Source organism: Enterobacter cloacae complex sp. 385G4, from assembly GCF_057320665.1.
Genome location: NZ_JBXWDD010000010.1, coordinates 1 through 14,236 on the forward strand (window position 1 = coordinate 1; position 14,236 = coordinate 14,236).

The 14,236-nt window shown below is 50.3% G+C and carries 19 protein-coding genes and 1 pseudogene; 14 read left to right on the forward strand and 6 right to left on the reverse strand.

Translation table 11 applies throughout. The features are described 5' to 3' along the window. From AC2FAJ_RS19750 to AC2FAJ_RS19780, 7 genes are all read left to right on the forward strand, one after another. Nucleotides 1–1,086: hypothetical protein (locus AC2FAJ_RS19750; RefSeq protein ID WP_485454438.1), on the forward strand; the 1,086-nt coding region annotated here is incomplete at its 5' end. A 1,584-nt stretch (nucleotides 1,087–2,670) separates the two neighbouring features. Further along, complete coding sequence (locus AC2FAJ_RS19755; protein WP_131381296.1) at nucleotides 2,671–2,892, forward strand: hypothetical protein; 222 nt, start codon at nucleotides 2,671–2,673, stop codon at nucleotides 2,890–2,892. A 7-nt stretch (nucleotides 2,893–2,899) separates the two neighbouring features. Then, on the forward strand, nucleotides 2,900–3,115 hold the full coding sequence (locus AC2FAJ_RS19760; RefSeq protein ID WP_160859106.1) for a hypothetical protein: 216 nt from the start codon (nucleotides 2,900–2,902) through the stop codon (nucleotides 3,113–3,115). A gap of 140 nt (nucleotides 3,116–3,255) precedes the next feature. After that, nucleotides 3,256–3,567, forward strand: a complete 312-nt coding sequence (locus AC2FAJ_RS19765) for a hypothetical protein (RefSeq protein ID WP_006812530.1) — start codon at nucleotides 3,256–3,258, stop codon at nucleotides 3,565–3,567. A 128-nt stretch (nucleotides 3,568–3,695) separates the two neighbouring features. After that, nucleotides 3,696–4,091, forward strand: coding sequence for a hypothetical protein (locus AC2FAJ_RS19770; protein WP_063946418.1), 396 nt, complete (start codon nucleotides 3,696–3,698; stop codon nucleotides 4,089–4,091). A gap of 126 nt (nucleotides 4,092–4,217) precedes the next feature. Continuing rightward, entirely contained in the window at nucleotides 4,218–4,499 is a 282-nt protein-coding gene (locus AC2FAJ_RS19775; protein WP_023180884.1) for a hypothetical protein, read from the forward strand. Nucleotides 4,500–4,704: 205 nt separating this feature from the next. Beyond that, nucleotides 4,705–5,187 carry a hypothetical protein gene (locus AC2FAJ_RS19780; protein ID WP_023316004.1) on the forward strand — a complete coding sequence of 161 codons (483 nt, stop codon included), beginning with the start codon at nucleotides 4,705–4,707 and terminating at the stop codon, nucleotides 5,185–5,187. 644 nt (nucleotides 5,188–5,831) lie between these two features. Here the strand turns inward: AC2FAJ_RS19780 and AC2FAJ_RS19785 are convergent. The 6 genes from AC2FAJ_RS19785 to AC2FAJ_RS19810 all read right to left on the reverse strand — a co-directional run bounded on the left by AC2FAJ_RS19785 (nucleotide 5,832) and on the right by AC2FAJ_RS19810 (nucleotide 9,913). Next, nucleotides 5,832–6,035 (reverse strand): hypothetical protein, encoded by a 204-nt coding sequence (locus tag AC2FAJ_RS19785; RefSeq protein ID WP_016051712.1) that lies wholly within the window; start codon nucleotides 6,033–6,035, stop codon nucleotides 5,832–5,834. A gap of 50 nt (nucleotides 6,036–6,085) precedes the next feature. Next, nucleotides 6,086–6,736, reverse strand: coding sequence for a hypothetical protein (locus AC2FAJ_RS19790; RefSeq protein WP_040110254.1), 651 nt, complete (start codon nucleotides 6,734–6,736; stop codon nucleotides 6,086–6,088). Between the two features lie 322 nt (nucleotides 6,737–7,058). Beyond that, nucleotides 7,059–7,586, reverse strand: coding sequence for a transcriptional regulator (locus AC2FAJ_RS19795; RefSeq protein WP_006812523.1), 528 nt, complete (start codon nucleotides 7,584–7,586; stop codon nucleotides 7,059–7,061). A gap of 4 nt (nucleotides 7,587–7,590) precedes the next feature. Beyond that, entirely contained in the window at nucleotides 7,591–8,013 is a 423-nt protein-coding gene (locus tag AC2FAJ_RS19800; protein ID WP_000683475.1) for a hypothetical protein, read from the reverse strand. 59 nt (nucleotides 8,014–8,072) lie between these two features. Then, complete coding sequence (locus tag AC2FAJ_RS19805) at nucleotides 8,073–8,351, reverse strand: hypothetical protein (protein ID WP_001291547.1); 279 nt, start codon at nucleotides 8,349–8,351, stop codon at nucleotides 8,073–8,075. A 2-nt stretch (nucleotides 8,352–8,353) separates the two neighbouring features. Continuing rightward, the gene (locus tag AC2FAJ_RS19810) at nucleotides 8,354–9,913 is read right to left on the reverse strand and encodes a DEAD/DEAH box helicase (RefSeq protein WP_006812522.1); all 1,560 of its coding nucleotides are present in this window, start codon (nucleotides 9,911–9,913) and stop codon (nucleotides 8,354–8,356) included. 59 nt (nucleotides 9,914–9,972) lie between these two features. Here AC2FAJ_RS19810 and AC2FAJ_RS19815 point away from each other — a divergent pair. From AC2FAJ_RS19815 to AC2FAJ_RS19845, 7 genes and pseudogenes are all read left to right on the forward strand, one after another. After that, a pseudogene (locus AC2FAJ_RS19815) lies at nucleotides 9,973–10,676 on the forward strand (ParB/RepB/Spo0J family partition protein). Further along, nucleotides 10,676–11,344, forward strand: coding sequence for a ParB/Srx family N-terminal domain-containing protein (locus AC2FAJ_RS19820; protein WP_213845502.1), 669 nt, complete (start codon nucleotides 10,676–10,678; stop codon nucleotides 11,342–11,344). The pseudogene AC2FAJ_RS19815 and the gene AC2FAJ_RS19820 overlap by 1 nt, the downstream one beginning before the upstream one ends. Then, nucleotides 11,341–11,979, forward strand: coding sequence for an ATP-binding cassette domain-containing protein (locus AC2FAJ_RS19825; protein ID WP_006812519.1), 639 nt, complete (start codon nucleotides 11,341–11,343; stop codon nucleotides 11,977–11,979). The genes AC2FAJ_RS19820 and AC2FAJ_RS19825 overlap by 4 nt, the downstream gene beginning before the upstream one ends. Next, complete coding sequence (locus AC2FAJ_RS19830; RefSeq protein ID WP_485454439.1) at nucleotides 11,972–12,226, forward strand: hypothetical protein; 255 nt, start codon at nucleotides 11,972–11,974, stop codon at nucleotides 12,224–12,226. Before AC2FAJ_RS19825 ends, AC2FAJ_RS19830 begins: the two co-directional genes overlap by 8 nt. Before the next feature lie 5 nt (nucleotides 12,227–12,231). Further along, nucleotides 12,232–13,122, forward strand: a complete 891-nt coding sequence (locus AC2FAJ_RS19835) for a hypothetical protein (protein WP_002211789.1) — start codon at nucleotides 12,232–12,234, stop codon at nucleotides 13,120–13,122. Nucleotides 13,123–13,131: 9 nt separating this feature from the next. Next, the gene (locus AC2FAJ_RS19840; protein WP_000176291.1) at nucleotides 13,132–13,398 is read left to right on the forward strand and encodes a hypothetical protein; all 267 of its coding nucleotides are present in this window, start codon (nucleotides 13,132–13,134) and stop codon (nucleotides 13,396–13,398) included. Between the two features lie 195 nt (nucleotides 13,399–13,593). Further along, nucleotides 13,594–14,235: a DNA-binding protein gene (locus AC2FAJ_RS19845; protein ID WP_000215412.1), complete on the forward strand. Its 642-nt coding sequence runs from the start codon at nucleotides 13,594–13,596 to the stop codon at nucleotides 14,233–14,235. The last annotated feature ends 1 nt before the right edge of the window (nucleotide 14,236 follow it).

The following is a 14,236-nucleotide window of genomic DNA, read 5'->3' on the forward strand; positions in this document are numbered from 1 at the left end:
GTCTGTCCTATATGTGAAACTGGTGGCGGTTCCTATGTAAGAGCATCTGTAAACGGCGCTTATCGCAAAAAGGCCCATTTCAGGTTTGCGGGGGATGACGATATCAGCGCACATCACCCATCTTGTGATTTTTATGGCGATCGGCTTTCTAATGAGGTCAGTCAACATCTTGTATCGTTCACTACGGAACGCACTAAAATCACTCATGTGATCAGAAAGATGGTGTGCGCAGGCATTCAAGAAAACATCTTCACGCAAGAGGCAATGCGCAATATGAGGCAATGGTTCTTTGCTAAACGTTGCGAGTCAGCTTTCGAAATTGTCTTGAGTGAAGAGCAAATCGATTGGCTGGCCTATATCGTTGAGCTGCCTGTTTATCCATATGCGTGGCCCAGAGATGAAATTATACCTTTCCATCCAATGCAGGCTATCGTGCCTGGTTTCGATTGGGGTAAGGCTATTGCGAGAGAAACGGTAAGATTGCATCAAAAGACGTTGAAGCGACTGGAAGAACTAAACCTTCACCGGAAGCACATTGTGGAACTGCAAAGTTATGTCTCAAAAACCAAACATGCCACCCTTTTAGACCCTGAGCTATTGAAAGAAGAGTATGCAAAGACCCTTCAACTAAACTCTTTCATTATCAATAACTACATAGAATTTCAGAATAAATCGGTTAAAGACAGAGCAAATGGAGAGGAAAAGTTGCTCGCATTTTCAGCCTTGCTGTTGTTCGTTGCCGACTGGGATATCGATGAGGCAATTGCGAAGTTTTCTGTCATTGCCAATGTTCGGCACGTAGAGGATTTGCTTGCCGGCAACTTCATGGGCTTGAACCCTTATTTTAAGTTTTCAATTGCTAATACTGCCAAAACACTACAGGACAACTGGCCGATTGATTATCGGGAACTGGAAGAATGGCAGGTCGAACAGTCTATGAGAGAGGCGTATGTAGAGCACAGTTTGAAGTTAGCGACGCCTCTGCCTCAGTTAAAGCCGGATTTATACGTGACGAAGCATTTAGAATTTGAGAGAAGAGAGGCTGAGTCAGAGCGCTGGATAGCTAGTGTTCTCTCTAATAGTTAGGGCGTTTATCTGAGTAAAACACAACCCGTTGACATTGGCGGTCACAAATTGAGGATTTCTATAAGAGTCCGTTGATCGCCACTTTCCCCACCCCTCCAACCTACTCCAGCCCAGGCGTGACAAGGCATTTAAGCCAATTACACCCATAAGAAAACAAATAAATAACACATCAACGTAAAGTCAACGCTTTCCCCTGATTTGGTCTAAAAAGTTGATGTTTTCGCACGCTATCTCTTATACCCAAAATCCTGCGCACCAGAATCCATCTCCCTGCGACCAAAACGTCAAAAACGACTCGTGATACCACCCAAAAACAGACACGCTCAGAAGCGCTCCCGTTGCGTTATATTGGGCATCTAAACAAGTTGTTTTCAGGTACAAGAAAACAAGTTAACCACACCCATAGGAAACCCAGAGACGCCATTACTCACAATCCCGGAAACATCCACCTCTTCTTGTCAGGCTACCGAAAAGACCCACCTCTTTGCCACAGGCTACAGACCACCCACCTAATCTTCCCAGGCTACCGAGAACGCAGCTCGCGCACGCAAACCCCTACACGCCATTGCCCAATACACGGAGAAGAACAGCCAGAACGAAACCCCGGACAAACCCAGACCAGAACAGGAACCGTCGCAATCTCGCTTACCCACCATTACCCCGAAAGAGAACGCAAATTCCTGAAAAGCAGGGAACGCCATTACTTCATATGCGGAGAACAACAAAAGCGCCCTACTGCCATTACCCACACTCCCATCTCTTCACGTAAACGAAGAGAAAAGCGCACCTGCCATTACTCCATACACGGAGAAGAACACTCCCCAAAACGACGAGAACAACGAAACCACATACGCCGGTAGAGAGAACAAACCACCCATTTCACCCAAAGGAATACTCGCCGTATAGAGCGTTATCAGGGGGAAGGTTTGCACGTCCATAGGAGAGAAAATCCGTAGAGATTTAACTGGAGGTATAAGTGGGAAGGGGAAGAGAGGTATCGCTACTTTCTCCGTAGAAATTCAAGCCATAGTTTTCATCCCCCGTAACGTCCCTTTCCACCCCTTCGGTCAGCCTTCGGGCCATCCAGGGAAAAGGTCATGTCCCTTTTCAGGAACGGGGGCGTCGCCGCAGGGAAAAGGCTGGAGGTTTTCAGGGAAACGGTGGGAGTGCCGTTATACGAACCGGGAAAAGGCTGGCTGCCGGTCGGGAAACGGGTACATCCCGGTACAGAGCGAGGGACGGCTGCGGGAGCGGTGCGGGAAATCCTCGGGAGTGCGCCTTACTCTTCGCTCGCCTGAAAATCGCGGGGGAGTGTCGTTCCCTCTCGTGCAACTGCTGAACTCCATTCTGCCAGACCATCCTCGGGTCTCAAGCGATTTCAGTAGGTTTTCGGGGAGAAGAAAATTCTGCCCACCAGCCCTGCGGCGCGCGTAGAGCAGAAGATCGTAAATACTGGCTCCCGTGTCGTTCCCGGATGCTCACTGCCAAGCCTGGCTTTCCCGACATAAAATCCTTTTTCGCCTATGTCTTATTGCGATAATAACACCAACAAGAAAACAACGTGTTTAGACAAAGGGGAAACACATGTACAAGCATCTGAATATCAGCATCACTCTCTGTGGCGAGGAAGAGTCCCCCGAGTGTGAGATCTCCCTCGATGACGTTATCCGTTCCCAGGATGTTGCTGGTCGCGTGGCGACGCTCATCTCTGAAGGATATAGAGAAGGGACGTTTGATTTCCATATCGAGGACAACCCAATGCCCGTCGCGTGGAACTGCACGACGTCAGAAACGAAGTTAGGGTGAAGAGATGATTAAGATGCCTGTGATGGTTGAGGTGTGGAGCGTGGATTCCCTGGCTGAGTGTCTGGATGCTGTGGGGCCGGAGTTGTACCGCAAGTTGTGGTCTTTCGTCCCGGCTGAAGGGGAATCACCCAAAGGGAAGGATATCTGGCATCTGCTCAGTGAAGATGAACAGCGGGAGCTGGTGGACGCGGTACACATCGAGTTCCCGGACGACGAAGATTAAGAGTGAGGCCACCAGCACGGTGGCTTTTTGCTGTTTGCAACCTCCGGGGCAGCGCAGCACCGTAACGCTATGCTTTGTAGCCGTTTTCTCGCTGGTATTATTTACACCAACAAGAAAACAAGTTGTTTACGGAGTGAATTATGAAAAACGCGATGATCACCAAACTGAGCGCGGGCCAGCCACGTAAAGAAAAACCAACCGTAATGAGCCAGCTGACCCTGCTCGATATCATCGCCAACGGCACTGCCATTCGCCTGTTCAAAGAGACGCTGGTCTCGTTCGACAATGGTTCCCGCACGCGTTACGTAATGAGTGTGCGTCGCCAGAGTGGAAGAGGGTGGATGGCAAAACAGATCATCTGGCCAGAAGGAGAGCTGGAACAGGCGCTACTGGAGGCGAACAAAGTAGCCCAGCAAGAAATCCAGCGTGCCTCTCTCCTGGCGACAGCCTGACATGTGCAAAAGCGATTAGTCGTCCCTACGACAGCCCCGTCCATCCTTCGGGGCTTTTTTGCTTACCTGTATTGTAAGTGCTTACCTATGACAATAATATAATCAGGTCAACAACAGGGAGACCAAAAATGACTGTAATTCGTAAAAACCTGGTTCTTGATTTGTACTATGCGTCAGAAACAACCTCAGGCGGAAAAGTTGCAAAACTGACCGCTATTCTGCGTGACAGCACGAACGGGACTGAAGTGCTCACCACCACCCTGATCCGCACCGGGACAGAAGAGGATTGGGTGTACACCGTAGGCTTCCAGAGCATCAGCGACGCATCCGAACCAATGCTGCTGAAACTGGAAACGTATTTCCGCGGCGTAGACAAAGAGATGTTTGAGAAGATGATGGTGAAAGCAGACGAGCTGTACACCTCCTACTTGAACCCGAGCAACACCTGGCTTGGACAATACGGTCTGCGCATCGTGTCCAACGAACCGGTTGAAAACTACATCCCGGAAAGCGTATTCGCTTAATCCCTCCAATGGCGCGTACCCCGCGCCATTTTCTTATTCCCGATAACAAAATGTTTTTTGCCTTATCCATAGTGCGATAATTACACCAACAAGAAAACAAGATGTTTACGCATTGAGGATATGCACATGACCGATTTCACTATCTCCCCTAAAGCTGAAAACGTATGGCTGGAATCCTGGCTCGACCTGTCGCCGGAAGAACAGCAGGAAATGGATCACGTTGAACAGGACGAACAATGTGATGCCCGCTTCTTCCGCTTTGAGGACAGCGTTTATGATATTGCCGACTTCATGCGCGATGACCGCTTCCCGGACTGGCACGCAGGCTACCCATTAAATGCCTTCGCCATGCTGATGATCCGCGTGGATGGCTCCGGCGATACCATCGACGTCGGTTTGCTCCACTAAGAGAACGAGGCCACCCATGCTGGTGGCCTTAAATGACCATCCTGTTTCCCGCAGGCTAAAAACACCCACCTCTTGTCGCCAGGCTACCGAACAACCCTCCGACTCCCTGCCGGCCACCAGCTGCCGGAACAGAACGCTTGGACGCCTTATGCGCGTAGCGATAATTAAACCAACAAGAAAACAAGTTGTTTAAAGGATTATCACCATGAACTTTATCGCTACTGTTAACACCCCTGCGCATGGCCATATTTCTGTGACGTTCTCTGATGACGAGAAAAGCGTGCTGGGCGCCTGGCGTGACAATGTAACCATCGAGCTGTCCGGGAAAGAGAAACAGCAGATCACCAATGACATTATCTGCAACCGTCGCCATAAACGCGTATTTGAAAAAGCGTATGTCTCCACTTCGGGATTTGGCGTATTCATCTTCCCGGTACGCAGCGGTCGCTTCTGCCAGTCAAAACTCATCGAGTTCGCCACGCAGATCGCGCTATGGGTTAAAACAGAATCCGGGTTCGACTTCAGCGAACAGGAAGCAGTGGGGGAGGGGATGCGTATCGCCAACAATGCCATCAAGTGCAAAAACGTCACCTACGAAGCAGGAATCGACTCGTGGAGTGTCTCGTGCGGGGAATACGTGAAAGAGGTGTACGGAAAGAACCGCATTCACATCCTGACTGGCAAGTAAGAGGGGAGGGGCTGGAAACGCCCCTTTCTTTTCGTCCACCAGCTGCCGCAGGGATATTCAGAAACGGCCAGAGGGCTGTCCGGGGAACCGAAGGGAAACGGCCAGGGAATTTTCGGGAAACGGCTGGGTTTGCCTTTATGTAGAAAACAGAGCGGGAGAAGCCCAGAATCCTGCCAGAAAATATCGCAGGGGCGCTGGGGTAACGCTGGTGGAGTTTCAGCCCCTGAGCCATCCAGATAGCTTTCGCTATGTGATTATGTGAATCCGTGGGTAAACCACTGCAAGCGCGTACACGTCGCGCCAACGTGCCAATGATACGCGAGCGCCCACGGATAGCGCCAACATTGCCGACACGTCCCGAAGGATAGCGCGGATCACGTCGCCAGCTATCGCCAGACGATCACGCCCACGACACGACAAAATAATCCACGCGCTAAAACGCTGTAAAACGCGCTATAACGTGTTTTTTTTGTGGTTAATGGGCATATACCACCACACATAAAAACGCGTTAAATTGGCGCATTTATGGCGCTTATTTTGGGTCTGTTTTGGCTGACTTCAGACAATAAAAAACGCGCCAACAATGGCGCGTTATGGTGTGCGGATCTTGAAACGAAAAAAGCGCCCATAGTGGGCGCTTTTGTTTAAATGCTGTTTTGCAGTTTTCCGATCATTTCAGACAAGCGCAAATATTCACGCTTGCGCTTACAGTCTCTTTTACTGTTAAGCAAATCAGAAAACGTAAAATTTAATTTGTCACGTTGCGCTTTTAAGTCGTCGATTAATTCAAGTTTATAAGCGCGATATTTTGCGCGATATTCCGCGCGGATCTGGTCATAACTAATCATGATTTTTATCCTTAAAACTAGCGCCCATAGTGGGCGCTATATCCATCTAATTACGCTTTGAAAGCATCAGCCAGATAGTTATAAAAATCATTCTTGATAAAGCGATATTGTTGCGATCCGTTTTTAGCAGCGCCCATTCCTTTGATTTTCTCGACCAGTCCGAGACGTTCACACAAATTGATAAGCTGATTGGCTTGAGTGTAGCCAGCGTCTAATTTAATCTCACATGCTTTTTTAGCTTCATTCATTAAATCGAATACAGCGCCATTTGTGAATGTCTCCATTTCATCATTAATCATTTCGATTAATGCGAATACGCGAGATCCGGACATATCAGCGACGGAATAAACGCATTTGCCAGACTTGATAGATTTAACCAGATAAACCAATTTTTCGAGTGAATAGCTATTGGTCATAGCTTCGCGGAAAAACACTTCTGGCGCTTGTTTGCTTGCTTTAATCGCGTAGTAAAAGACACCAGCTAATTTCTCATCATTAACAGCGTTTAAAACGTTGTTGGTGAAGTATGCAAGTTTGGTAGTCGCTGCAAGCATGTTAGCTTTATCTGCTTTTGTGTGCGTACCATTCTGATAATGATTGTTATAAGTCTGAGTAGCATTATTGGCTGCAACTTGTAATTCATTAGCGATAACTACAGCAGCGTCGATGATGGATTTTTTAGAGATAGCAACGTTAGACATGATATTAATCCTTATGTAATATTGATAACTTAATTTGTTATTTGTTTATCGTTAGCGTGTTCGCTTTCGATGTGACTAATTATCGATATACAGAAATTAAAATCAAGAGTTTTTTACACGGGAACGAAAAAAATTTTCTTCAATAAAAATCAAAGTCTTAGAAATAAATCGCGTTTTCTCGAAGGTGTTGCCTAAATAAATTCCCTATTCGGTCATTCACCCTTATATATTTAAAACGGAATCGGGATTAGGGGAAATAAATATAACGGGAAATGACACATAAAATAATAACCGGACTTAGCCGGTTATTACCCTTATAGATTTAAAACGGTAAAATCCGTTCGACCCAATCGAACATGACGACTGTCTTCCGACCGTCCCCCATGTTGAGCGTGACCTGGCAAGCGTCAACGCCTGAAGACACACCCTCAATTTCACGGCCATCCGCCATGTAGACCCTTATAGACTTCTGCATCTCATGAGCCTGGCGACAAATTTTGAAGAAATCACGGCGAGATGGCCGATTGTCCACATAGTCTGGGTGTACCGTTGTCCGACCCGTGAAATCGTGCGCAATGCCTTCTGTCACACCTGATTCAATCGTACTGATTCGCTCAAGTGGGAGCCTTATACGATTTTCTTTGTCGAACGGGGCAGGGCAAAGATCGACTTTGTTGCGCGACGACATGAGACCCTGAACGTACATGCAGAACACCTGACCATCTTCCATCGTGACCCTTACAGGAATGAGAGACTTACGCCAGAACATCAGCGCCTTCTCCACGTTGGTGTAATCGCGCGGCCAGACTTCTGCAGGAATCCCGTAGGTGATGTCAGTAATATTCGTCATATCGTCACAGTGTCGTTGGTAGGATATCGATGTCACCTGCGTTGCTGGTGAACACCCGGAAGACTTTCGTCTCGCCAGCTTTGGTGATGGTCTCGCGTTCCTGACGAGCAGGGTTCAGTGCGCACAGCCCGGCGCCTTCCAGTGAAGCGCCAACAATCCATTGCCCGGCATCAAGATGGAACGTCGCTTTTTCACCGGTCTCAAGTTTCGCAACCGTCTCACCATTGATGAAGATGGATGCGTCACAGCCCGCACCTATCATACCTTTGTCCCTCATAACCACCAGCGTGGTTGGTGCAGACGTCTGGTATTTGAAAACTCTGGCCTGCGGAGCCGGTTTTGCATCAGCTACAGACACAGGGCGGGATGAACATGCACTCAGGAGTAAAACGGGGATGGTAATCAGTGGAAGTAGAACGTGTTTCATGGCTTGAACTAAATCCTTATCACTTCAACGAACAAGGCGTCTTGCGACGCCCTTAATGCTTAATCGAGACGTTTGAGAATATCGGCCAGATCTTCTTTGGTCATGCCAGAGGATTCGTAAATCTTCATGACCTTTTCACGGGCCTTTGCAGAAGCCTCTAATGACGTAGCTGCCTTATCAAAATCAGCCATCGTCATGTTGGACAGCACCAGATTGATGATGTCTGCCTTTGACAGCTTAATATTGCGTTCACGCAGTCGATTCTGAAAGGTTTCCAGCTTGTCGTTTGCTTTTTCGGTTAACTGAACCTGGCAGTGTATAGCGCGTTTCTCGCTCATGCTTACTCTCTATTCAAAACAGTGAAATCGAATGTGCTACCCACCGGCAAAACGCCCTCGGCAAACCCAGGCGTCGTGTCGATAATGTGCTTCCGCTCATATGAATGCGACATGAGATATTTGTTGCTCACGTCGATAAAGTCGGTAATAAAGCACACGTTAGCCTGATTCTTTTTGGCTCGAAGACCGCGACCAACACGTTGGCGCATCTCAACTTCGGCTTTGCCGCCACCACCCAGAATCACCGCCCCTACGCTTGGAACGTCGACACCAACATCCAGAATGGTTGAACCAATCAGAACATCTATCTTGCCTGCCGCCAGACTGTTGAGCTTTGCTTGTCGGGTAGTCTGGTTTGATTCTCCGTAGATGAAATCGACCTTCAGGCCGCTTTCCTTCATCATTTCCATCAAAATCTGACCATGACGCTTCAAACGAACCAGCGTCATACAGTTCAGACCGTGACTTTTGTACATTAACGCTTCGCGCACAATAGCCTCGTTGCGGCCCAGATTGTAAACGATGCCTAACTGATAGGCTTTCTGGTAAGCCGTACTCATTCCAACCCGAAAGTTCAGGTGTTTCGAAGCAAGTTCGGCCCTAATCCGCACCTCGTCTGGAGTGTACGCGATTTTATGATATAGAAAGTATGGTTTCGCTAAAATACCTCGATCGATCAAATATTTCTCCGTTACCTTTATCTCAATGCGGCCGGCAACGGCCATGAGACGCATATTTGCCTCGGTCGAGTCCTTCATGAACGGCGTAGCTGTCAGCGCCAGACGGTAATCGGCATTGATGCACAACCTGGCGATATCGTAGAAGTTTGAACCAGATGATTCGTGTGCCTCTTCCAGAATCAGCAGAGAAACGCTGGACAGAAAGCGCTTAACCAGTTCCCGGCGCTTCAGGTGGTACTGTTTTTTCTCCGGTGATGCGTCGCGCGGTGGTTCTTCGAGAAAACTGGCCAGGGTCTGCACCGTGGCAACGTTGATATGGCGCGAGACCTGGAACTCACCAGATCCAATCACCCCAACTTTCTGACCTTTCAACCACGGCTCGCCATTCTCCGCGCGGTAGTCGATGGATTTCTGGAAGTTCTCTGCCATCTGGAACATCAGAACCGAGCGCGTGGTTAAAAACAGCGTCATACGACCAATGCGAGCAGCTGCCTTACACGCTACGTTCGATTTACCGCCACCCGTCGCAATCTGGGCAATCATCATCCCTTCGCGCACCAGTGTTTCCACAGTCTGATCCTGATACGCATAGTCCGGGTTATACGGAAATGGGTTAACTACCGGGTTCGGCTTGCCAAGCGCGGGGGCCTTTTCCTTGCGCACATGCACGCATTTGATGCCAGCTTTCAGAAGGTTGGCCGCTACTGGCTTCGCAAACCCAGCCGGGAACGCGTTTTTGCTCCAGTTGAACATCGTGCTGGTTCCTTTCCAGTCACCAGCCTCCACTTCATAGCTCAACATCTCCTGAACGAGCCGTTTCACGTTGTCATCAGCGCCAGAAATCAGCGCATTGACTGCATTCGATACAATCCGAACTGTCATAAACCTCTTTCCTTCGTGCCTTTTGTATGGTAATTGGCTATTATGGTAAGTAAGTACTTATACAATGGATTGTATCAGAATTATGGATGTGAAAATTACGATTCTGCAGGTGGAAGTCGCGAACCTGCGTCCGAATCCCTGGAATACCAACTCCGTTGGGGCGCAAAACTTCGAAAAACTGAAAGGCTCTATCGAAAAATTGGGCTTTTTTAAGCCAATTCTGGCGCGGGAGCTGGACGGGGGCGTTTTTGAGATCCTCGGTGGCGAACACCGCTGGCGTGCCGCGATGGAGCAGGGCATTTCAACGGTTCCCGTCATCTCCGTGGGCAAAATTAACGACCTGGTGGCCAAACAGATGTCCCTGGTCGATAACGAGCGCTACGGCGAAGACGATCAGGTCGCTTTGCAGCGCTTAATCGAAGAAATCCAGTCTGAAATCGACTACCGGTTGTCCGATATCGCCCCGTATGACGACGAAATGGCGGCAACACTCGCCAAAGCGTCAGTTATCGATCTTGAAGCGCTGGAAGCGCTCTCCCGTGGCGATGACGAGCCGGTCGATGAGGACAAACGCGAGAAAATCGAGCGAGTCGGCGCTGAACACCAGACGATGCGCTTCAAAGTGACGTTTGATGCGTCAGATCGCGTCGCCGACACCATCAAAACCATCATCAAAGAGCAGGGAATCAATACCGGTAACGAAATGGAGAACGCCGGGGAAGCCCTGGTGTGGCTGGTCGACTACTACAAGGAGCGTATGTAATGAGCAAAAACTTTGAAATCGTCTATCGAAACCCGGCAGAACTCATCCCGTATGAGATGAACGCCAAAAAACATGACGAACAGCAGATCCGCGACCTGGCGGCCGCCATCAAAAAGCGCGGGTTTGACCAGCCGATCACGGTCGACAAGCACGACGTCATCATTACTGGCCACGGTCGTCGCGAGGCGGCACTTCTGGCTGGTCTGGAGCGTGTGCCGGTCATCGTTCGCGACGATCTGAGCGAAGAAGAAGTGAAGGCGAAGCGTCTGGAAGACAACCGCCTGGCCAGTATTGACTACGACGCTATCAAATTGCAGCAGGAACTGGAATCCCTGGTGTTGGGTGACGTCGAGGTCTTCGGTTTTGAGGAGCGCGAGCTGAACGTGCTTGTCGGCAGCATGACCGAAGAGATGGAAACCGGCTCTCTGGTGCTCGATCTGGGCGAAGAGACGGAACGCCAGAAAGAAGAGCACACCGAGATCAGTCGCGAAGTAGCCTCTGAAGAAGTCCGCGTCATCGACGTATTGGGCTTTAAAACGCTCCCTGCTGGCTCTGCCATTGTGGTTGGGGATTTGCTTGCCCACATGGAAGAAATCACGGGAGAGAGCGGGGTAGACGCTTTCGTGGCGTATGCGGAGAAAGTTTCTTCTGGGGAGCTGGCTGCATGAGCAAATACACCATCAACGTATCGTTTCAGACCCGCGTGAACAAAACCACGCGCACGCTGGAGATTGCCGAATCGTTCGGTCTTGGCCTTGACGAAAAAGAGTGGACGCTTTACGACAATCTGGAGCTGGAAGTGAAGCAGGGCGATGTGGTGTACATCACCGGCCAATCCGGTTCCGGTAAATCCGTTGTGCTGCGCGAGCTGCAACGCCAGATGAAGGATGAAGGGCTTTCTGTAGCCTCCATCGATGACTTTACCTTCGACAATGAGGTTAACGTCATCGACCAGCTGGGCAAAACCACCAGCGAAGCGCTGGGGCTGCTGTCTATGGCCGGATTGAATGACGCCTATCTATTCGTGCGCAAGCCATCCGAGATGTCTGACGGCCAGAAATACCGTCTCAAGATCGCCAAGCTGATCGAGTCAGGTGCAAAAGTCTGGGCAGCCGACGAATTTGGCGCTGTTCTCGACCGTGTAACCGCCCAGGTTGTGGCGTCGAACCTCCAGCGTGCCGCCCGTAAGGTTGGTGCGACGGTAATGGTGGCGACGACCCACGAAGACCTGAAGAACGCGCTGCGCCCGGATATGCAGATCACCAAGCACTACAAAGAACGCGTGAAGGTGGAATATGCCTGATTTGAAGATCGTAGAGCTGAAGCCATCGAAAGAGGCTGACAACAACAACGTTGAAGTCATCCGCCTGCTGGAAGAAGCACTCCAGTACGCCAGAGAAGGCAAAAGCCAGAGCCTGGCGCTGCTGATGATTAACAACGACGGCAGTGTTCTGGATTGCTGGCATAACGGTGGGCGTCCATACGTCATGGTTGGGGCGATGGAATCGCTTCGCCTGAACTTCATCAATGCCAATATCGAGCGCAGGTGATCGACATGACAGACATCATCATCAAACGCTACCGCCCGGAAGAGTTCCCGCGTCATCTGGACTTTCTGGAGCGTATGACCGTTACCAAAGGCACGGTTGAAGACTGGCACGCGCTGAAGTCGCTGCACTACAAGACGGATGGTAAGCCGTTCGCGCCAACGTATTATCGCTGCGAACTGGACGACCGGCTGGTGGGCGTCGTGGTTATGGCTTACCCGAAACTGCTGCTGGCGCCTCGCCATCGCATGTTTCCTAAGCTGAAGCCAACCACCAATACCACCGTGGCCAACCAGTATTGGGGGCGGTACGTGAACAACAATTTTGCGGTGATCAGCCGTTCCGTTGTGGACACTCAGTACCGCGGCGTCGGCGTCTCCTATCGAATGATTAACCTGGTTAGCAGGATGCACGACCGGCCAATCATCGAGATCCAGTCGTCGATGAGCAAATACAACCCGTTCGCCATGAAAGCAGGGTTCCAGTTCATCCGTCCGGAGCGTCCGAAGAGCTATGAGAGTGCGTTGCGCGTCTTCCAGCGTCATTTCCGTTCCGACCCTGGTGACAACGAAGCGATCGTCAAAGAGCTGTTCGCCATGAGTGAGTCTCGCCGTCGTCGTGCGCTGCGTGATCTGGTCGCTGACTACCACAAGAACAGTTCCCTGGCCAAAGCCGGGCGTAATCGTGGCACGACGATTCAGGACATTGCCGACAGTCTGGTGGACGAGGCCAGCATCGTGAAGCTGCTCAAGGACATTCACAACCTGAGCTTCACGTCTCCGCTGTATGGCGTGTACCGAAACCCGGACTTTGGTCGTCAGCTGCCGGACACGCTGCCACTGCTGGCATTCGACAAACAGCCTTTGAATAAACCTCTTGAAATTGCATTACCGGCATAAGGATTTGCCATGACGTTGACCGACAAACAAAAAGACATCATCAAAACCATCAATTTAGGCCATGAGCGTGGGCATCTGCTCGATCTGGACGAGCTGCTTGAAGTGCTGCCGTACAAAACGACCAAACAGAGTATGCAGTTCTCTATCCGCGCACTGGTGAAAAAGGGGCTGGTGGAGAAAGGAATGTGCCGCCAGCGCGGTGATTCCGGCTACCACCGTCGCACGCTGGGACTGACCACTTTAGGTCGTGCCCGAGCCAAATTACTGGTGATGTAAGTCGGTCTGGGAGCCTGTTTGAGAGCCTGCTTCCGTATATATAAATACTAAGTGACTTATTAAATATATACGGAAGCAGGTTCTGAATACTCCCCAGCCCGGTTTTAAACACCCAGAAAACAAATTGGTTAGGCACAGAATTAAACAAGTTGTTTAGGAGCGCAAGGATGCGCTCTGAGTGTTTTAGAGGGATCTATGACTGTAGAAAAAGACGAGAGCAAAACTCGCCTGACACCAGCTGAGTGGGCAGAAGCCGAAGCGAAGTGGACTTCCGGCGAATACACACTCTCCAAGCTGGAGGAGGAGTACGGCATTCGTCGTGAAACGCTCTCCAGACATTTCAAAAAGCGTGGATTAGAGAAAGGCGCGGACTCCGTTGGGAAGATGGTGCGCGAGTCGCTCAAATCCGACGCAGAGCTGCGTGCGAAGGCGCGTGCAGAGAAAATCGAAGAGCGCCGGACTCGTTACGACGATTGGGCGTTCGCACTCGGTCGTATGGTGATGCATGAGGTGGCCACAGCCAAGAAGGACGGCAGACCACTGGCAGCCATCGAAGATGACCTAAAGAGTCTCCAGCGTGCCAGCGGCACACTCGCTAAGTGTTTCGAAATATCCTCGAAAGCGCTCGGTATGGATCGCGCAGAGAACGAAGACGACGAAATCCCGAACCTGGTATTTGGCGAACTTACGCCTTCCCAGGTGGCGCAGCTGCGTAAGGAAGATGATGAGCCGGATCTGATTGATGACGATCTGCTTGAGTCACTCGAAGAGGAAGCACTGAGCGAAGCAGAGGGCGATTCTGACGCGTCTGGTGATGAAAGTGATGGGAGCGTCTAAC